Raw genomic sequence first — 18,627 nt, 5'->3', positions numbered from 1 at the left:
ACATGATCAACAACGACTCGCTGGTCCTGCGCGTCGCGGGCCGCCCCGTCGGCCGCTACATCACCCGCCCGGAGCTGCCCACCAGACTCTCCCCACGTCCCTACCTCCACCCCGTCACCACCCTGTCCGGTACGGCCGTGACCGAACTGAGTCCGGCCGACCACCCGCACCACCTCGGCGTCGGTGTCGCCGTTCCCGACGTCGAGGGGCACAACTTCTGGGGCGGACGCACCTTCGTCCGCGACCAGGGCCCGACCGAGCTCGACAACCACGGCTCCCAGCGGCACGCCGCCTTCCAGCTCCGCGACCCCGACGGCTTCATCGAGGAGCTGCGCTGGGTGGCGGCCGCAGGCGAGCTGCTGCGCGAGCGCCGTACGGTCGCGGCCACCGAACTCACCGAGTTCGCCTGGGCGCTGGACTTCACGTTCTCGCTCACCAACATCACCCCAAAACCGCTGTCGATCGGCAGCCCCGCCACCAACGGACGGCCCGGCGCGGCCTACGGCGGCTTCTTCTGGCGCGCCCGCAAGGAGGCCACCGGGCCGCGCGTCTTCACCCTCGATCGCGAGGGCGAGCCGGAGGTGCACGGCACCCGCGCCGACTGGGTCGCCCTCGCGGGCTCCACCTGGACGCTGGTCTTCGCCGGGGCCACCGACGCCACCCGCGAGGACCCGTGGTTCGTGCGCGCCGGGGAGTACCCGGGCGTCGGCTCCTCCCTCGCCCACGACGAGCGCGTGCCGATCGAGCCGGGCGAGACCCTCGTCCGGCGGGTCGTGACCGTCGTCGCCGACGGCGTCCTCCCCAAGCTCGAAGTGGCGGCGCTGGTGCGGAAGGCGGTGTCCCCGTGAGTACGCCCCAGGCCACCGGCGGCGCGCCCGCCTTCAGCGCCGACCTCGGCGACGGCACCTACCGCAACCCGGTCCTGAACGCCGACTGGTCCGACCCCGACATCTGCCGCGTCGGCGACGACTACTACCTCACGGCCTCCAGCTTCGGCCGCGCCCCCGGCCTGCCGCTGCTGCACTCCCGCGACCTGGTCAACTGGACGCTGGTCGGACACGCCCTGAAGCGCCTGGAGCCCGGAGCGGAGTTCCGCTCCCCACGGCACGACTGCGGAGTGTGGGCGCCCTCCTTACGGCACCACGGCGACCGGTTCTGGATCTTCTGGGGCGACCCCGACCAGGGGGTCTTCCAGGTCAACGCGCCCGAGATCCGAGGCCCCTGGACCCGGCCCCACCTGGTCAAGGCGGGCCGGGGACTCATCGACGCGTGCCCCCTGTGGGACGACGAGACCGGCGAGGCCTACCTCGTGCACGCCTGGGCCAAGTCCCGCTCCGGGATCAAGAACCGGCTCACCGGGCACCGGATGGACCCCGACGGCACCGGCCTGCTCGACGAGGGCAAGGTGATCGTCGACGGGGACCGGCTGCCGGGCTGGTTCACCCTCGAAGGGCCCAAGCTGTACCGGCACGACGGCTGGTTCTGGATCCTCGCCCCCGCCGGGAGCGTCGAGACCGGCTGGCAGGGTGCCTTCCGCTCGCGTGACTTCTTCGGCCCGTACGAGGAGCGGGTCGTCCTGGAGCAGGGCGACACCGACGTCAACGGCCCCCACCAGGGCGGCTGGGTGCGCACGCAGGCCGGCGAGGACTGGTTCCTGCACTTCCAGCAGCGGGGCGCGTACGGACGGGTCGTACACCTCCAGCCCGTGCGCTGGGACACGGACGGGTGGCCGGTCATGGGTGACGAGGGAAGCCCCGTCACCGGCCACCGCAAACCCGCCCTGCCACCGCAGCCGCCGGCCGCGCCCGCCACCGACGACGACTTCCCCGGCGGTCGCTTCGGACGCCAGTGGCAGTGGACCGCCAACCCCCGGGACGGCTGGGCCACCCACCACTCCGGCGACGGGCTCCGGCTGACCTGCGTACGGACGGCCGACGCGCACGACCCGCGCAAGCTGCCGAACGTGCTCACCCAGCGGATGCCCGGCGTCCCCGTGACGGTGGAGGTCGGACTCCGGCTCGACAGTGAGGAGGAGGGCGCCCGGGCCGGGCTCGTCGTTCTCGGCGACGCGTTCAGCTGGATCGGGCTCCAGCGGGGCGCGGAGGGGAGCGTGCACCTCGTGCACCGGTTCGGCGAGTCGGTCGCCGACCGGGAACGGGACGCCGCCCACCCGCGGCCGGCCCCCGAGGGACGGGCCCGGCTGCGGATCGCGATCGGCGCCGGGGCGCGCTGCCGCTTCTCGTACGACACCGGGGACGGCCGTGGCTTCCGGCCCTCCGGTCAGGTCTTCGCCGCCACCCCCTGGCGCTGGGTCGGCGCCCTGCTCGGCCTGTTCGCGGTCGCGCCCACCGGCGGGGGACACGCGGGGGCGGCCACGTTCACGCAGTTCCGGATCGTCCCTTCGTAACCCAGCCCACCTGTACGCCCAGTCACGCCAGTTGGGAGCCGCAATGACGCACCTCCATGGCAAGCGCTTGCCAGAGCCGGGGCCGAGACCGGGCCCCCTCGTGGGCGCTGGTCGCGGTCGCCGCCCTGGTGGCCTCGCTCGGGCTGGGAGCCCTCACCCGGCCGACGCGGCCCCGGCCCCGGACACGGCCGAGACCCCCGCGGCAGCCTACCGGACCTGGAGCGACAAGCCCCACGGCTTCGCCTCCCTCGACGGCGGCACGACCGGCGGCGCGGGCGGCAAGGTGGTGACGGTCACCGACCAGGCGTCCCTGGAGAAGTACGCGGCCGCCGAGGAGCCGTACGTCATCCGGATCGCCGGCACGATCAAGGCCGAGCCCTTCGGGGCGAACGTGGTCGTGGCCTCGGACAAGACCATCATCGGAGTCGGCACCACGGGGGAGCTCGTCCAGGGCGAAAACCTCGGGCGGCCCTGGCACCCGGGCGGCGAGCCGAACGCCGTCGCGCAGGTCCTGTTCCGGGACACCGAGCTGCCCGCCGTCAAGTCGTCGCCGTGGACCGACATGAGCGGGTTCTCGTGGAAGGACGCCCGGTTCACCGAGTACCGCACGTAGGGGCAGGGCGCCATGGTCACCGCCGACCGGCCGCAGCTGCCCGCCGCGGACGCGGACACGTACACGGTCACCAACTACCTCGCCGGCACCGACGGCTGGGCACCCCACACCGGCGGCGCCGGACGCCGCTGAGTCCGCTCGGCGCCCCCCCCAGAGCCCCCCACAACTTCATAAACCCTCGTTGGATCCAGAAGAAGAGAGCAGTTCAATGAAGATCAGCATTCGCAGAAGCAGGCGCGCCGCCGTGGCCGTCGCCCTGGGATCCGCCCTCGCCCTGACCGCCACCGCCTGCGGTGACGACGGCAGCGGCGCGGCCGGAGACAAGGGCGCCGAGGGGAGCGGCAAGGGCGAGATCGTCTTCTGGGACAACAACGGCGGTGTTCGCACCGACATCTGGAAGCAGATCATCGCCGACTTCGAGAAGGCGAACCCGGACATCAAGGTCAAGTACGTCGGGATCGCCGCCACCGAGTACCAGTCCAAGGTCGACACCTCCCTCCAGGGCGGTGGCCTCCCGGACGTCGGAGGCGTCGGCGCGGCGATGCTCGCCGGGTTCGCCGCGCAGAACGCGCTGGAGCCGCTGGACGACCGTCTGGCCAAGTCGTCCCTCAACGGCAAGCTGAACAAGGACATGGTCGAGTCGCTGAAGGCCGCGGGCGGCGGTGACGGCACGCTGTACTCGATCCCGACCTCCGCGAACAACGGCGTCCTGTACTACCGCACCGACCTGTTCAAGAAGGCGGGCCTGGACGAGCCGACCACCTGGGACAAGTTCTACGAGGCCGCGGACAAGCTCACCAACAAGAGCAGGAACGAGTTCGGCTACACCATCCGCGGTGGCGCCGGCTCCATCGCCCAGGCGCTGGACGCGATGTACGGGCAGTCCGGCATCACGTCGTTCTGGGACGCCGGCGGTGAGAAGACCACGGTCAACGACCCGAAGAACGTGGCCGCCCTGAAGAAGTACGTCGGCCTCTACAAGAAGGTCACCCCCGCGGCCGACCTCAACAACGACTTCACCAAGATGGTCGCCCAGTGGGACTCCGGCACCATCGGCATGCTGAACCACAACCTGGGGTCGTACCAGGATCACGTGAAGGCGCTCGGGGTCGACAAGTTCCGGGGCATCCCGCAGCCGATCGGGCCCGGTGGGAAGCGGGTCCAGGTGTCCAACCCGGTCGACGGGCTCGGCGTGTTCAAGGCCTCCAAGAACAAGGAGGCGGCCTGGAAGTTCATCGAGTTCGCCCTCTCGAAGGCGGAGAACTCCAAGTTCAACGAGTCCGCGGGGCAGGTCCCGGCGAACAACGACGCCGCGGGTGACGCGTGGGTCTCCAAGGCCGAGCCGACGAAGCTGGCCGCGCAGGCGCTGACGGACGGGTCCACGACGATCGTGCAGTTGCCGTACTACCTGCCGGACTGGAACACGATCTCGAAGACGGACAACGAGCCGAACTTCCAGAAGGTCATGAACGGGTCCATGAAGGCGGAGGACTTCCTGAACACGTTGGCCGACCAGCTGAACGAGGCGCAGTCCGAGTGGAACGAGCAGAAGGGTTCGTAATCGGCTGAGGTCGGTTCTTGACCGCGGACCGTATGTGGCTGGTCGCGCCCGCGGCGGAGCCGCAGATCGAGCACAGCCCCGCGCCCCTTCAGGGGCGCGGGGTTACCCCCCCACTTCGAAAGGCACCGCTGAACACCCCTCTTCAAGTACGCCTGTTGAGAAAGGCACCCCCGTGTCACTCACCCGCAGACAGGTCACCACCGCGGCGCTCGCCGCCGCTCCGCTCGCCCTCGCGGCGACCCCCGCTTCCGCCACCGGCTCCCGGCGCGTGCGGACCGTCTACATCGCCGGTGACTCCACCGCCGCCCAGAAGTACGCCGACGCCGCCCCTGAGACCGGCTGGGGCATGGCGCTTCCCTTCTTCCTGAGCAGGGACCTGCCGGTCGCCAACCACGCCGTGAACGGCAGGAGTTCCAAGAGCTTCGTCGACGAGGGGCGGCTGGACGTCATCCTCGGCGCCATCCGGCCCGGCGACTTCCTGCTGATCCAGTTCGGGCACAACGACTCCAAGGCCGCCGATCCCGCGCGCTACACCGAGCCCTGGACGACGTACCAGGACCATCTGCGTCTGTACGTCGACGGAGCGCGTGCCCGGGGGGCCAGACCGGTGCTCGCCACCTCCGTCGAGCGCCGGAGGTTCGACGCGGACGGCAAGGCACTGCCGACCCACGGCGACTACCCGGCGGCGATGCGCGCCCTCGCCGAGGAGGACGGGGTGGCGCTGCTCGACATCCAGGCGCTGTCCATCGCGTTGTGGCAGCGGCTCGGCGTCGAGGAGACCAAGAAGTACTTCAACTGGACCGGGACAGAGCAGGACAACACGCACTTCAATCCGCCGGGGGCGATCGCCGTGGCCCGGCTCGTGGCCGGTGAGCTGCTGCGTCGCCGGGTGCTGACGCCTCGGGACGTGCGCCGGCTGGACGACGTGATCCAGGAGTCCTGGATCACGTGGCCTGAAGCCTCCGCGTAGGAGCGCCGCGCGACAGCGCAACCCCGTACGACTTTCCTCACTCGCAAAGGACCCCGCACACATGCGTACCTGTATCTGGCATGCCCATGTCATGACGTCCGTTCTTGGGTTCACCGCGCTCGTGCTCGCCGTCACCGGCCCCGCCGCCCACGCCCAGGACCGCGACCTCGGCCGCGAGACCCTCGCCGCCGGGGACGGCTGGGGCTCGGAGGGGGCCGGGACCACCGGAGGGTCGGCCGCCGACGCCGCGCACGTCTACACCGTGACCACCTGGGAGGAGTTCAGAGCCGCGCTCAAGGAAGGGGGGAGCGCGCCCAGGATCATCAAGGTCAAGGGAATGATCGACGCCGTGTCCGAGGGCTGTGACGCGTTCGCGGCCGAGGGGTACGACTTCCAGCAGTACCTGGCCGACTACGACCCGGCCGTCTGGGGACACGACACCCCGGTCAGCGGTGAGCAGGAGGACCTGCGGGCCGCGTCCGCCGCCGACCAGGACAAGGCCATCAAGGCCGACATCCCCTCCAACACCACCATCGTCGGTGTCGGAAAGGGCTCCGGCATCCTCGGCGGCAGCCTGCAGATCAAGGGCGTCGACAACGTCATCCTCCGCAACCTCACCCTCGAGGCCCCGATCGACTGCTTCCCGCAGTGGGATCCGACGGACGACAACAAGACCGGTGCCTGGAACTCCGAGTACGACGGCGTCGTCGTCCACGGCTCCACGCACGTGTGGATCGACCACAACACGCTCACCGACGGCCGCTACCCGGACAGCACCCTGCCGTCGTACTTCGGCAAGGTCTACCAGCAGCACGACGGCCTCGCCGACATCGTGCGCGGCGCCAACCACGTGACGGTGTCCTGGAACTCGTTCAAGGACCACGACAAGACCATGCTGATCGGCAACAGCGACGGCGCGGGCTCCACCGACTCCGGCAAGCTCAAGGTCACGCTGCACCACAACCGCTTCCAGGGCATCGTCGAGCGCGCCCCGCGGGTCCGGTTCGGGCAGGTCGACGCGTACAACAACCACTTCGTCGTGACGAAGGACCAGCCGTTCGCCTACGTCTTCGGTATCGGGGCGTCCTCGCGGCTGTACGCCACGCACAACGCCTTCTCCCTCCCGGCCGGGGCGAGTGCCGGCAAGACCCTGAAGAAGTGGAACGAGGCGCCCCTGACCGCCGAGCACAACTACGTCAACGGGAAGCTCACCGATCTCATCGCCGTCCACAACGCCGAGATCCCGGGGGAGACCCTGCAGTCCGGTGCCGGGTGGACGCCGACGCTGCGGACGAAGGTCGACTCGCCGCGGGCCGTGCCGGGGATCGTCGGGAGCCGCGCGGGTGCCGGAGAGGTCTGCTGACATGGCCCTGAGTTGCATGAGCCTGACATCCTTGCCCCTGGACCGGCGGTCGTTCGTGGTCGCGAGCGTCGGTGCGGCGCTCGCCCTCGGGGCCGGCGGGAACGCCCACGCGCGCGGGCGCTCTCCCTTCGGGCGGTACGGGTCGCCGTCCGCGCGGCTGAACGAGCGGACCCTGTACGTCCACCCCGGCGGACTCGGCGACCACTCCACCGTCCAGGCGGCCGTGACCGCCGCCGTCGGCAGCGGGTACACCCTGGTCATCGCGCCGGGCACCTACCGCGAGACGGTCGCGGTGAGCGTCGCCCGTACCGGGATGACCTGGATCGGCGCCTCCGGTGACGCGCGGGACGTCGTGGTCGTGTACGACAACGCCGCAGGCACCCCGAAGCCCGGCGGCGGCACCTACGGCACGACCGGGTCCGCCACCACCCTCGTGCAGGCCGACGGGTTCACCGCGCGGGACATCACCTTCGCCAACGACTGGCTGCGCGCCGACCACCCCCGGATCACCGGCACGCAGGCGGTCGCCATCAAGGTCCAGGGGGACCGGTCGGCGTTCGTGCGGTGCCGGTTCCTCGGGCACCAGGACACGCTGTACGCCGACTCGATGGCGCTGGGCACGTTCGCCCGCCAGTACTTCCGGGACTGCTACGCCGAAGGGGACGTGGACTTCGTCTTCGGACGGGCCACCGCCGTGTTCGAGCGCTGCCACTTCCACACCCTGACCCGTACGGACCTGGGCGGGGCGCCGTACGGGTTCGTCTTCGCGCCGTCCACCGCGGGAGCCAATCCGCGCGGCTACCTGGTGACCGGGAGCCGTGTCACGAGCGAGGCGCCGGACGGCTACTACAAGCTCGCCCGCCCGTGGGTGCCCAGCTCGGACACCACCGCCCGGCCCATGCTGACCGTGCGCGGGACCCACCTCGGCGCCGGCATCGACGAGGTGGCGCCCTACACGAACATGTCCTCCGGATTCCCCTGGCAGGATAAGCGGTTCGCCGAGTACCGCAACACCGGGCCGGGCGCGGCGGTCCCCGTGCCCGACAACCGCCCCCAGCTGAGCGCCGCCGAGGCCCGTTCGCACACCCGGGAGACGTACCTCGGGGACTGGAGGCCGTATGCGTGCCCGTGAACCGGTGGGGCGGCGGGCGTTCGTCGTGGGAACGGGCGCGGCCCTGTTCGCCGCGCCCGGCCCCGCCCACGCGGCCTCGGAGCCGGCGATCGTGGAGGGACCGCTGCCCGACTTCCACCCGCTCCTCAAGGACGAGCTCCGCTTCCCGCTCGCCTGGGGCACCTCCCCGGTCCGGGACTTCCGGGCCTGGCGGCGGGCCGCCCGCGCGAAGGTCGAGGAGCACCTGATCGTCGGGCCCGACGACGGCACACCGTACGCGCCCGAGTTCGGGGCGCGTGCCGAGGCCGAGGGCTGCACACGGGAGTCGGTCACCCTCGCTCTCACCCGTCACGAGCGCGTGCGGGGCGCCCTGCTCACCCCGCACGGCACCGGACCGTTCCCGGCCGTGCTGCTGCTCCACGACCACGGCGCGAAGTTCGACATCGGGAAGGAGAAACTGGTCCGGCCCTGGGGCGACGGCGAGGCTCGGCTCGCCTCCGCGCAGGCGTGGGCCGACCGGTACTTCAGCGGACGGTTCGTCGGCGACGAACTGGCCCGGCGCGGCTACGTCGTCCTCGCCCTGGACGCGCTGGGCTGGGGCGACCGCGGGCCGGTCACCTACGAGCAGCAGCAGGCCCTCGCCGGCAACTTCTACCACCTGGGTTCGTCCCTCGCCGGCCTCATGGCCAGGGAGGACGCGCGCGCCGCGGACTTCCTGGCCGGCCTTGACCGGGTGGACCGGCGGCGGGTCGCGGCCGTCGGCTTCTCCATGGGTGCCTTCCGCGCCTGGCAGACCGCCGCGCTCAGCGACCACGTCGCCGCGGCGGCGAGCGTGTGCTGGATGACCGGGCTGAAGGAGGTCATGGTGCCCGGCAACAACATCCTGCGCGGCCAGTCCGCCTACTACATGCTCCATCCCGGGCTCGCCCGGCACCTCGACTTCCCCGACGTGGCGAGCATCGCCGCCCCCAGGCCGATGCTCTTCTTCCACGGCGCCCAGGACTCCCTGTTCACCGCCGAGGGGGTCCGGGTCGCGTACGAGAAGCTGCGCGCCGTCTGGCGCTCACGTCACGCCGGGGAGCGGTTGCGCACCAAGGTCTGGCCCGACCTCGGCCATGTCTTCGTCGACCGCATGCAGGACGAGGTCTTCGCCTGGCTCGGCGCCGTCCTGTGAACCGTCCCCTCTCCCCGGCACGGCGAAAGGATCCCCATGTCCCGTCGTACCGCTCTCACCCTGGGCACGGCACTCGCCCTTCGGCGCCGGCCTCGCCGCACTGGCGCGCTGCCCGTGACCACGTTCCTGACCACGGGCAGCACCACCATCGGCGCGACGACGGACCGAACCTCAGCCCCGTCGCACCGGCTTGATCGACTCCAGAGTGGGCACCACCGGCAGAATCGTTCCGTCGGCCGCGAACTCCATGCGGTCGACGGTCGTCTCCCGGTGCGTGCCGTCCCCGCCGGACCTGCCCGGACCGTTCAGGGCGAACCGGTGGTAGACCATGTACCAGTCGTCCGTGCCGGGGGCGTTGACCACCGAGTGGTGGCCCGTGGCGAGGATGCCGTACTCGGGGCGCTTCGACAGGATCGTGCCCCGCTTGGTCCACGGTCCGAGCGGGGACGGTCCCGTCGCGTACGCCACGTGGTAGTTCTCGCTGCGGGTGTCGTCCTCGGACCACATGAAGTAGTACGTGCCGTCGCGCTTGATGACGAAGGAGCCCTCCCGGAAGTTGTCCGGGGTGATGTCCTGCACCTTGCTCGCGTCGAACGACACCATGTCGCCGTTCAGCGGCACGACATAGCCGTGTCCGTTGCCCCAGTACAGGTACGACTGCCCGTCGTCGTCCGTGTAGACCGCGGGGTCGATCATCTGGCCCTTCAGTGAACCGCCCTTGGCGACCAGGGGCTTTCCGAGCGCGTCCTTGAAGGGACCGGCGGGGGAGTCGGCCACCGCCACGCCGATCTGCTGCTCGGCGCAGAAGTAGAAGTAGTACTTGCCGTCGCGTTCGGCGATCGCCGGGGCCCAGGCGTTCTTGTCGGCCCAGGACACGTCGGGTCCCAGGTCGAGGATCACGCCGTGGTCCGTCCAGTTGACCAGGTTCTTCGACGAGAACGCCTTGAACCGCGTGCCGCTCCAGCCGGGGAAGCCGTCGGTCGTGGGATAGATCCAGTAGCGGCCGTTCATGTACTTGATGTCCGGGTCGGCGTACAGGCCGGGCAGGACCGGGCTGCGGGTCGGCACCGCCTCGACCGTCCAGGTGCGCCTCGTTCCGTCGGCCGCCGTGACGGTGTACTTCCGCGGGGTGCGGAAGTCACGGCGCGTACCGGACTTCGGGCTCACCGTGGCGCCCTGGCCGAGCCAGAGCTTGGGCGCGAGCCGTCGGAGGTCGGCGCCGGGTTCCATGGGCAGGACGACCTTGTTCGCGTCCTCCGTGACGATCGCGTACCCCTTCTGGCCCTTCACCGTCGCGTCCACGACCGAGGTGGGGCTCACCGGGTACGCGGCCAGCAGCCGGTCGTACTCCTCCTGCGTCACCGGCATCACCGTGCCGTGCCGCGGGCTCGCGGGCAGCTGGTAGTTCTTCGACATGGTCCACTCGCCCGAGTCGAGGTCGGTGGTCTCGAACGGCACGTAGCCGCGGCCGCCGTACTCGTCGATGAACAGGTACCACTTCTCCTCGGTGTTGGACTTGAACACCGTCGGGCCCTCACCGCGGTCGATGGAGCCGCGGCCGATGCAGTCCGAGACGAAGTCGTACGACGTGTCGGTGAGCGACGTCGACTTCTCCGCGGTGATGAACTTCGAGCACGGGCTGGAGGAGGTGGGGTCCCGTTCGTCCTTGGTGTAGCGGTAGTACGTGCCCTTGTGCTTCACGACCGTCGAGTCGATGACCGAGTAGCCGGGGTCGTCCCAGACCTTCGGCTCGCTGAAGGTGCGGAAGTCCTTCGTCGTCGCGTACAGCATCTTGTTGTACGTCGAGCCGGTGTGGTCCGGGTCGTCGTCCGCGTACAGCTTCGACGCCCAGAAGACGACGAACTCACCGAGGCTGTCGTCCCAGTAGGCCTCCGGTGCCCAGGTGTTGCCCGCGTTGTCGGGGGAGACCTTCACCAGGCGCTGGTCGGTCCAGTGCACCAGGTCCGTGGACTCCCACACCATGATCGATTTGCTGCCGTGTCTCTGGACCTCGTCCCAGCTGCCGCTGCTGTTCTGGTACATGCGCAGATCGGTCGCGATCATGTAGAACTTGTCGCCCTCGGGGGCGCGGATCACGAACGGGTCGCGCAGGCCCTTCTCGCCGATGGTGGAGGTGAGGACCGGTTTGCCGGCGTTCAGCTCCCGCCAGTGCAGGGGATCGTCGCCCCGGCTGAGGGCGTAGCGGATCTGCTCGCCGTCGGCGGTGCCCTCGCCGGTGAAGTAGGCGAAGAGGTAGCCGGCGTACTTGGGTTTGTTCACGGACCGTTCCGAGGGTTGGGTCGATGGCTGTGCCGATGCCTGGGCCGCGGACCGGGCCGCACCGGGTGGTGCGGCCAGCAGGCTCAGAAAGAGGGCAAGCAGAGGGAGCAGGAGCGTACGGGCGGTGGGGCGCATGACACATCCTGTGTGAGTCTGGTGAATTCTGTTGGATACGGGTTCCTGGAGTCTCACCAGTGGGAGTCGGCGCGTCAATCGGTGTGCACGTGACGATCCTGAGCGAAATTTTCGATCGCTTTTGTCTGGACCACGGCAACCCTTTCCGGTCACGGCGGCGACCAGGGAGTCAGAAGCGGGCCGGGGCGGCCCATCCGGCCCGCTTCGCGCCACGTCCCCAGGAAAGGAAGACCAAGTGCGTCAGAGCAGGGGACGCCACCGCAGAACCCGCACCCTGTCGATCGCCGCCGCGGTGGCCGTCGCCTCGGGGGCGTGCGGTGTCCACCTCGGTCTCGCGGACGACGGCGCCCGGGCCGCCGCCACCACGGTCACCGTCACCTCCACCGCCCAGCTGGAGTCGGCCGTGGCGAATGCCTCCGCGGGCCGGACCATCCAGGTGCGCGGGGGCACGTACTACCCGACGAAGACTCTCAAGTCCACGGCGGGCGGCACCAGTTCGGCACGGATCACCCTCCGGGCGTACGGCGGCGAGAAGGTGAGGATCGACGGCTCGAAGCTCGCCGCCGGCTCCTGGCTCGCCGGGATCCACGGCGACCACTGGACCGTCCAGAACAGGTGTGTCTTCGCTTCTGTTGAGCCGCACCACTGCTTACGTCAATGCGGAGCAGGGGCCGTCAGCTGATCGCTGTGGAGCGTGCATAACGTCGCTTTAGCTCGATCGTGTGATGGTCGGCTTCTGGGCTTGCGGCGCGATGGGCTGGTCGGGCTACGGTGATCGTGCGATCTGGGACGCCGGGTGCGGCGCCTGGGGGTACCCCCAGCGGTAGCTGGGGGAGTGCGGGGCCCCCGCTCCACCAGCGAGATCGCTGTCCCGGGGTTGAGTACGCCGGGGACCTGGGGGTACCTCCCACGCCCTTAAGGCAGTGGGGGAGCGCCCAAGACCGTTCGGGGCGTGCGGCTGAGCAGGACTCACTTCTGCTCAGTCCACAGGACGGTTCTACTTCGCCACGGGTACGGCACGCTTAGCGCGCAATGTCTCCGTGGGGAACGAGAAGGGGGCTTCCGAGTTGGGGCCGTCCACGGTGTCCGCGGCGAACAGTTGGGCGGACTGAACGAAGCTGCGCGAGCGCCCCCACCGGTCGTCACCGGTGGGGGCGCTCCTCTGCCTGGCCGAGGGGGGCTCGGACCAGCAGATCCTTGCACTCCTAGGACGCTGAAACTGAGGATGTGGTTGTCTCCGTACCCAGGAGTGACGCGTTACCTGTACGTGATGTCGGACGACGAGTAGAGGCAGTTGGTGCTGTCCGGGCCCGTACCGACCGCCGTGTTGTTGTTGTACTTCTGGCAGGGGACGACCTTGCGGCTCGCGTCGTTGAGGATCGTGATGCCGCGCAGCGTGGCGACGTCGTTGCGGTTGACGTTGATGCCGACGAGACGCGCGGTGGACCCCGTGCCGGTCACCTCGATGTTGCTGAGGTTGACCTTGCGCGTGTACTGCGTGGAGCAGTCGCCGCAGGAGCGGTACAGCGTCTTGAACTCGCTTACCGCGAAGTTCGAGATGTTCAGGGTGCCGGGCCCGTTGTGCTGGAAGACCTTGTCCGCGGCCTTCTTGGCGCCGCCGCCGGTCACCGTGTAGGTGCTGCCGCCGCGGAAGGTCGCGGCGTCCTCGCCGACGTCCTCCCACCACACGTTCTGCAGGGTGCAGTTGCCCTCGCAGTGGATGCCGTCGGCGCCGGGCGCGCCGATGATCACGTTCTTCAGCGTCGCGCCGGCCGCGAGCTTGAAGATCGGGTCCTGGCCCTCCTCCTGGCCGTCGCCCGCCAGGTCGCCGCTGCCGTAGTAGCGCACCATGCCGCCGTCGCGGACGCCGGACACGGAGATGGTCGAGGACACGGGCCGGCTGGAGGTGGGGGTCGGCCAGCTCGCCGCGCTCGCGGTGGACAGCATGGAACTGCTGACGATGGCGGCACCCGTCAGCGCGAACGCGCCCAGGCCGCTGAGGACGGCACGCCTCCGTAACGGCCGGTGGCGGTGGTGCGCGCGGTGCTCTGCACGTGAAGTCATTCCCGTTCCTTCGGTGGGGGATCAGAGCTGTTGCCTGCGACTGCTGGTCGCCACCGGGTGGGAAAGGGTTGCCGGGTGCCGGAGATTTTCTCCGGCCGGTCTCACGTGCTGGTCAGGCCCGCGCCGGCGGAACGCCATGAGCCGCCATGAGCCGCCATGAGTCGTCGGCGGGGCGTCACGAGTCGCCCTCGTCGGCGTTCTCGTCGCCGCCGCGGGTGAAGTCACCGCCCACGGTGTACCGCTCGCCGTCCGCCGCCGCGGTCATCGTGTACCGGTCGTCCCTCGCGTCCCGGCCGCCGCGCGCGTGGTCGTACTGGCCCGCGAAGACGAACTCGCCCTCCGGCACCGTACGGCCCTCCTTGAGGACCCACCGGTACACGAGGAAGCCGTCCCTCTCGCCGATCGTCAGCGTGAAGTCGTCCTCGGGCAGCGAGCGCCAGGCGCCCGCGGAGTTGACCCCGTCGGTCAGGGCGACGCGCAACTCGACGGTGAGCGCGGTGAGTTCCTCGCCGGTCTTCAGGGTGAGGTTGCTCTGCGCCCAGAAGTCGTTGCTGTGCGGGTCGACGGAGCCGTTCGACCGGAGGGGGCCGTCCTCGGCGTCCGACATCTCCGGCAGCGGGGCGGGGGCGGAGTTCTCGGCCGCCGGGGGGCGCGAGGGGGCGGTCGGGCTCGGCTTCTTGTCCGGTTCGCCGGCCGAGGGCTTCGGGTCCGGCTTCACCGGCGGCCGGAACGTCGCGTCCGGCGACGGCGTCGGGGTGGGGGAGGTGGTGACCGTCCGCTCCGCCGGCTCGTCGCCCTTGACGGCCGAGGCGACCGCGTAGCCGCCCACGGCGAGGAGACCCGCGGCCGCGGCCGTCGCGCCGACCACCCGGGCCCAGCCGACCAGGGGCGGACGCGCGGGACGCTCGGGACGGACGTCCCCGGCCATACCGCGCTCGATCCGGGCCAGGATGCGGGCGCGGTCGGGCTCGTGCGCCTCGCCCGCCTCGCGCAGGCGGGCGCGCAACTCCTCGTGCACGTCCCGCACCTCTTTCATCGGTTCCTTCCTCCGGCAGCCCCGAACGCCGCCCTGTGGATCTGTCGCGGAGGCTCCGTCGTCCCGAGCAGCCGCTGGAGCTCGGCCATTCCCTTCGACGTCTGGCTCTTCACCGTACCGACCGACACACCCAGCGCGAGCGCGGTGTCCTTCTCGGAGAGGTCGAAGGCGTGGCGCAGCACCACGCACGCCCGCTTGCGGAACGGCAGTCTGCGCAGAGCCTCCTGTACGTCCACCATGCCGGGTATGTCGGGGTTCTCGGTCTTCTCCTCGCGCTGCGACCAGAACAGGGTGATCCGGCGGCGCTCACGGACGGCGCCGCGGATGCGGGTACGGGCCAGGTTGGCGACCACGCCGCGCGCGTACGCCACCGGGTGGTCGGCCGCGCGCACCCGGTCCCAGCGGTGCCACAGGGCGAGCAGCGCGTCCGCGGCGAGGTCGTCGGCCGCGTCCGCCTCGCCCGTCAACAGGTGGGCCAGCCGCGCCAGTTCGGCATAGTGCCGCTCGAAGAAGGCGTGGAACTCCGCGGAGGCCGCGTCGTCGACGACTGTGCCCACGGGCGACCTCTCTCCTCGTTGCGGCTCCTCGCACCCGGTGGGTGCCGGTGCGCGCCATGTGGACGACATGTGATCATCCGTGGATGACCCGGGCGAGATCCGGAAGAGTAGCAGTGATCGTGAACGACGTTCGTACGGGGCTTCGAACGGTGTCCTGCAGGCAGAACTCTGATTCCGTAACACGGAGAAAACCTGAAACGCGTTCGACAACGGAACAATCCAGCCAGCAATTCGTGCATCCCGCACGCACGTTACGAGGAGTACCGCCATGTCCGAAGCACAGAAGGTGGCCGACCGGCCCGGAGCCGCGCCACCCGGGGAGAACAGCGTCGATCGCTTCTTCAGGATCACCGCCCGGGGCTCCACCTTCGCCCGGGAGATACGCGGCGGCTTCGCCACGTTCTTCACGATGGCGTACATCCTTGTCCTGAATCCCATCATCCTGGGCAGCGCCAAGGACAAGTTCGGGCACCAGCTCGACGGCGCCGAACTCGTCACCGCCACCGCCCTCGTCGCCGCGGTGATGACGATCATCATGGGCGTGGGCGGCAACCTGCCCCTCGCCCTGGCCGCCGGCCTTGGCCTCAACGCGGTCGTCGCCTTCCAGATCGCCCCGCTGATGAGCTGGGCCGACGCCATGGGCCTGGTGGTCCTCGAAGGCCTGCTCATCTGCGTGCTGGTGGTCACCGGTCTGCGCGAGGCCGTCATGCACGCCATCCCGCAACCGCTCAAGCAGGCCATCAGTGTCGGCATCGGCCTGTTCATCGCCTTCATCGGCTTCGTCGACGCCGGGTTCGTCACCCGTATCCCGGACGTCGCGAACACCACCGTCCCGGTCCAGCTCGGTGCCACCGGCGCGCTGTCCGGCTGGCCCATCCTCGTGTTCTGCCTGGGGGTGCTGCTGACCATCGGACTGCTCGCCCGCAAGGTCAAGGGCGCGATCCTGATCAGCATCCTCGTCATGACCGTCGTCGCGATCGTGATCAACTCGGCCGCCGACATCAAGAGTTGGGGCCTGACCACGCCGAAGGTTCCCGACGACATCGTGGCCGCGCCCGAGTTCGGGCTGCTCGGCGACTTCAGCCTGTTCGGCGCGTTCGGCGAGACCACCGTCATCACGGTCGTCCTGCTGGTCTTCACCCTCATCCTGTCGGACTTCTTCGACACCATGGGCACGGTCGTCGGCATCAGCGCCGAGGCCGGACTCCTCGACGAGCAGGGCAGGGTGCCGAACCTCGGCCGGGTCCTCCTCATCGACGGTGCGGCGGCGGTCGCGGGCGGTGCCGCCTCCTCGTCCTCGGCGACCTCGTACATCGAGTCGGCGGCGGGTGTCGGCGAGGGCGCGCGCACCGGCTTCGCCAACCTGATCACCGGCGGCCTCTTCACCTGCGCGCTGTTCCTGACCCCGCTGCTGACCATCGTCCCGATGCAGGCCGCCGCGCCGGCGCTCGTCGCCGTCGGGTTCCTGATGATGACTCAGGTCAAGCACATCGACTGGGACAAGTACGAGATCGCCATCCCCGCGTTCCTGACGATCGCCGTGATGCCGTTCACCTACTCGATCACCAACGGCATCGGCGCGGGCTTCCTCGCGTACGTCCTGATCAAGACGGTGCTCGGCAAGGCGAAGCAGGTGCACTGGCTGCTGTGGGGGACCTCGGCGCTGTTCCTGGTGTACTTCGCGATCGACCCGATCGAGCAGCTCTTCGGCGTCAAGTAGCGGTCCGGCCCGACGTGTGACGGGCCGCCCCTGGGGGGAAGGGGCGGCCCGTCCTGTCAGATGGTCCTCGTGGGGCGGAGGTTCACTCCGTGCGCTCAATTCTTCAGCGCCGCCCGCATCATCGCCTTCGCCACCGGTGCCGCCAGCCCGTTGCCGCTGACCTCCGAGCGGGCCGCGTCGGACTGTTCGACGATCACCGCGACGGCGACCTCCTTGCCGGTCGCGTCCGACTTCGCGTACGAGGTGAACCAGGCGTACGGCGTCTGGCTGTTGTTCTCGCCGTGCTGGGCCGTACCGGTCTTGCCGCCGACGGTGGCCCCGGAGATCCGCGCGTTCGTCCCGGTGCCCTCCTCGACGACGGTCTGCATGGCGGACTGGAGCTGCTCGGCCGTCGCAGAGCTGACGATCTCCTTGGTGGAGGCCTTGCTGTCGTAGTCCTCGATCACATTGCCCTCGGCGTCACTGGTCTGGGACACCATGTGCGGCGAGACCAGCTTGCCGCCGTTGGCTATCGCCGCCGACACCATGGCCATCTGGAGCGGGGTCGCGGTCACATCGAACTGGCCGATGCCCGACAGGGCCGTCTGCGCCTTGTCCATGTCCTTCGGGTACACGCTCTCGTACGCCCGCACCGGCACGTCCTGCGTCGCGTCGTCGAAGCCGAACTTCTCCGCCATCGCCCGCACCTTGTCCTGGCCCAGGTCGACGGCCATCTTCGCGAAGACGTTGTTGCACGAGTACTGCAGGGCCACCCGGATCGAGGCGTTCTCACAGGGCGCGCTCGGGTTCTCGTTCGACAGCTCGCGGTTGGTCAGGGGGAGCGTGTACGGGTCCGGGCTGTCGGTCCGCTCGTCCACCGACGCGTACAGCCCGTCCTCCAGCGCGGCGGCCGCGACGACCAGCTTGAACGTGGACCCCGGCGGCAGCGGCTGCCGGAGCGCGCGGTTGACCAGCGGCTTGTCGGGGTCCTCGGTGAGCTTCTTCCAGGCCGCACCGTCGCCTGTGCCGCTGATCGTGCCAGGGTCGTACGACGGCGTGGACACCACCCCGAGGATCTTCCCGCTCGACGGGTCGATGGCGACGGCCGCGCCCTTCTTGTCGCCGAGCGCCTCGTAGGCGGCCTTCTGCACGTCCGGGTCGATGGTCGTGACCACGTCGCCGGGCGCCGCGCGCTTGTTGGTGATGACGTCCAGCGGGTTCTTCAGCTGTGTGTCGGTGCCGTCGAGGAGGTCACGGTAGATGCCCTCCAGCTGCGTCGCCCCGTACACCTGCGAGCTGTAGCCGGTCACGGCCGCGTACAGCGCGCCGTCCTTGTACGTGCGCTGGTACGCGAGGTCGCTGCCCGTGGTCCGCTTCGAGCCGGTGATCGCTTCGCCGGCCACGATGATGTTCCCGAGCGGCTGTGCGTACTGCTCCATCACGAGCCGCCGGTTGTCCTTGTTGTCCGCGAGCGCCCGGCCCTCGTAGAACTGCACCCAGGTCGCCCTGATCAGCAGGGAGAACACCAGCAGCAGCACGAAGACGGCGGTCCGCCTGATCGTCTTGTTCATGCCGCCCGGAAAGACGAGCGGGATGGGATCAGTTGTTCCCTTCCGAGGGTTTTCTCATCGTCCCTTCATGATCGCGTCTTCTTGAT

The 18,627-nt window shown here is 69.8% G+C and carries 14 protein-coding genes and 1 pseudogene; 10 read left to right on the top strand and 5 right to left on the bottom strand.

Going from position 1 to position 18,627, the window contains the following annotated elements; genetic code table 11:
• Window positions 1–2: 2 nt before the first annotated feature.
• The 8 genes from ACZ49J_RS10915 to ACZ49J_RS10880 all read left to right on the top strand — a co-directional run bounded on the left by ACZ49J_RS10915 (window position 3) and on the right by ACZ49J_RS10880 (window position 9,199).
• The gene (locus ACZ49J_RS10915) at window positions 3–848 is read left to right on the top strand and encodes a DUF6807 domain-containing protein (RefSeq protein ID WP_467451124.1); all 846 of its coding nucleotides are present in this window, start codon (window positions 3–5) and stop codon (window positions 846–848) included.
• Window positions 845–2,407 (top strand): glycoside hydrolase family 43 protein, encoded by a 1,563-nt coding sequence (locus tag ACZ49J_RS10910; protein WP_467451123.1) that lies wholly within the window; start codon window positions 845–847, stop codon window positions 2,405–2,407. The genes ACZ49J_RS10915 and ACZ49J_RS10910 overlap by 4 nt, the downstream gene beginning before the upstream one ends.
• A 100-nt stretch (window positions 2,408–2,507) precedes the next feature.
• Window positions 2,508–3,020, top strand: coding sequence for a hypothetical protein (locus tag ACZ49J_RS10905; protein WP_467451121.1), 513 nt, complete (start codon window positions 2,508–2,510; stop codon window positions 3,018–3,020).
• 208 nt (window positions 3,021–3,228) lie between these two features.
• Entirely contained in the window at window positions 3,229–4,581 is a 1,353-nt protein-coding gene (locus ACZ49J_RS10900) for an ABC transporter substrate-binding protein (protein ID WP_467451120.1), read from the top strand.
• 172 nt (window positions 4,582–4,753) lie between these two features.
• Window positions 4,754–5,551, top strand: a complete 798-nt coding sequence (locus ACZ49J_RS10895) for a rhamnogalacturonan acetylesterase (protein ID WP_467451118.1) — start codon at window positions 4,754–4,756, stop codon at window positions 5,549–5,551.
• Between the two features lie 61 nt (window positions 5,552–5,612).
• Complete coding sequence (locus ACZ49J_RS10890) at window positions 5,613–6,914, top strand: pectate lyase family protein (RefSeq protein WP_467451117.1); 1,302 nt, start codon at window positions 5,613–5,615, stop codon at window positions 6,912–6,914.
• Window positions 6,915–6,930: 16 nt separating this feature from the next.
• Window positions 6,931–8,046: a pectinesterase family protein gene (locus ACZ49J_RS10885; RefSeq protein ID WP_467451114.1), complete on the top strand. Its 1,116-nt coding sequence runs from the start codon at window positions 6,931–6,933 to the stop codon at window positions 8,044–8,046.
• Window positions 8,033–9,199 carry a dienelactone hydrolase family protein gene (locus ACZ49J_RS10880; protein ID WP_467451113.1) on the top strand — a complete coding sequence of 389 codons (1,167 nt, stop codon included), beginning with the start codon at window positions 8,033–8,035 and terminating at the stop codon, window positions 9,197–9,199. Before ACZ49J_RS10885 ends, ACZ49J_RS10880 begins: the two co-directional genes overlap by 14 nt.
• A 171-nt stretch (window positions 9,200–9,370) precedes the next feature.
• On the opposite strand, the gene ACZ49J_RS10875 is transcribed toward ACZ49J_RS10880, so the two are convergent.
• Window positions 9,371–11,614 carry a glycoside hydrolase family 43 protein gene (locus ACZ49J_RS10875; RefSeq protein ID WP_467451112.1) on the bottom strand — a complete coding sequence of 748 codons (2,244 nt, stop codon included), beginning with the start codon at window positions 11,612–11,614 and terminating at the stop codon, window positions 9,371–9,373.
• A 235-nt stretch (window positions 11,615–11,849) separates the two neighbouring features.
• Here ACZ49J_RS10875 and ACZ49J_RS10870 point away from each other — a divergent pair.
• Window positions 11,850–12,227: pseudogene (locus ACZ49J_RS10870) on the top strand (right-handed parallel beta-helix repeat-containing protein); the annotation flags it as partial.
• Window positions 12,228–12,871: 644 nt separating this feature from the next.
• Here the strand turns inward: ACZ49J_RS10870 and ACZ49J_RS10865 are convergent.
• The 3 genes from ACZ49J_RS10865 to ACZ49J_RS10855 form a co-directional block, all read right to left on the bottom strand.
• A complete protein-coding gene (locus tag ACZ49J_RS10865; protein WP_467451111.1) occupies window positions 12,872–13,678 on the bottom strand; it encodes a pectate lyase in 807 nt (268 codons plus the stop codon).
• Between the two features lie 175 nt (window positions 13,679–13,853).
• Window positions 13,854–14,714, bottom strand: coding sequence for a hypothetical protein (locus tag ACZ49J_RS10860; protein ID WP_467451110.1), 861 nt, complete (start codon window positions 14,712–14,714; stop codon window positions 13,854–13,856).
• Window positions 14,711–15,271: a SigE family RNA polymerase sigma factor gene (locus tag ACZ49J_RS10855; RefSeq protein ID WP_467451108.1), complete on the bottom strand. Its 561-nt coding sequence runs from the start codon at window positions 15,269–15,271 to the stop codon at window positions 14,711–14,713. Before ACZ49J_RS10855 ends, ACZ49J_RS10860 begins: the two co-directional genes overlap by 4 nt.
• Window positions 15,272–15,539: 268 nt before the next feature.
• Between ACZ49J_RS10855 and ACZ49J_RS10850 the strand changes: the two genes are divergently transcribed.
• Entirely contained in the window at window positions 15,540–16,991 is a 1,452-nt protein-coding gene (locus tag ACZ49J_RS10850; RefSeq protein WP_467451107.1) for an NCS2 family permease, read from the top strand.
• A gap of 95 nt (window positions 16,992–17,086) precedes the next feature.
• Here ACZ49J_RS10850 and ACZ49J_RS10845 read toward each other — a convergent pair whose 3' ends face one another.
• Window positions 17,087–18,541 carry a peptidoglycan D,D-transpeptidase FtsI family protein gene (locus ACZ49J_RS10845; RefSeq protein ID WP_467451106.1) on the bottom strand — a complete coding sequence of 485 codons (1,455 nt, stop codon included), beginning with the start codon at window positions 18,539–18,541 and terminating at the stop codon, window positions 17,087–17,089.
• Between the last annotated feature and the right edge of the window lie 86 nt (window positions 18,542–18,627).

The sequence above is a fragment of the Streptomyces sp. NPDC030840 genome (assembly GCF_055572015.1).
Note: the sequence above shows the minus strand (reverse complement) of the source record. Positions and strands in the feature narration are given on the sequence as shown.

Coding starts and splice junctions, on each gene's coding strand:
- ACZ49J_RS10915 (WP_467451124.1), top strand. CDS start 3: ATGATCAACAACGACTCGCTGGTCCTGCGCGTCGCGGGCCGCCCCGTC.
- ACZ49J_RS10900 (WP_467451120.1), top strand. CDS start 3,229: ATGAAGATCAGCATTCGCAGAAGCAGGCGCGCCGCCGTGGCCGTCGCC.
- ACZ49J_RS10890 (WP_467451117.1), top strand. CDS start 5,613: ATGCGTACCTGTATCTGGCATGCCCATGTCATGACGTCCGTTCTTGGG.
- ACZ49J_RS10885 (WP_467451114.1), top strand. CDS start 6,931: ATGAGCCTGACATCCTTGCCCCTGGACCGGCGGTCGTTCGTGGTCGCG.
- ACZ49J_RS10880 (WP_467451113.1), top strand. CDS start 8,033: ATGCGTGCCCGTGAACCGGTGGGGCGGCGGGCGTTCGTCGTGGGAACG.
- ACZ49J_RS10875 (WP_467451112.1), bottom strand. CDS start 11,614: ATGCGCCCCACCGCCCGTACGCTCCTGCTCCCTCTGCTTGCCCTCTTT.
- ACZ49J_RS10865 (WP_467451111.1), bottom strand. CDS start 13,678: ATGACTTCACGTGCAGAGCACCGCGCGCACCACCGCCACCGGCCGTTA.
- ACZ49J_RS10860 (WP_467451110.1), bottom strand. CDS start 14,714: ATGAAAGAGGTGCGGGACGTGCACGAGGAGTTGCGCGCCCGCCTGCGC.
- ACZ49J_RS10850 (WP_467451107.1), top strand. CDS start 15,540: ATGTCCGAAGCACAGAAGGTGGCCGACCGGCCCGGAGCCGCGCCACCC.
- ACZ49J_RS10845 (WP_467451106.1), bottom strand. CDS start 18,541: ATGAACAAGACGATCAGGCGGACCGCCGTCTTCGTGCTGCTGCTGGTG.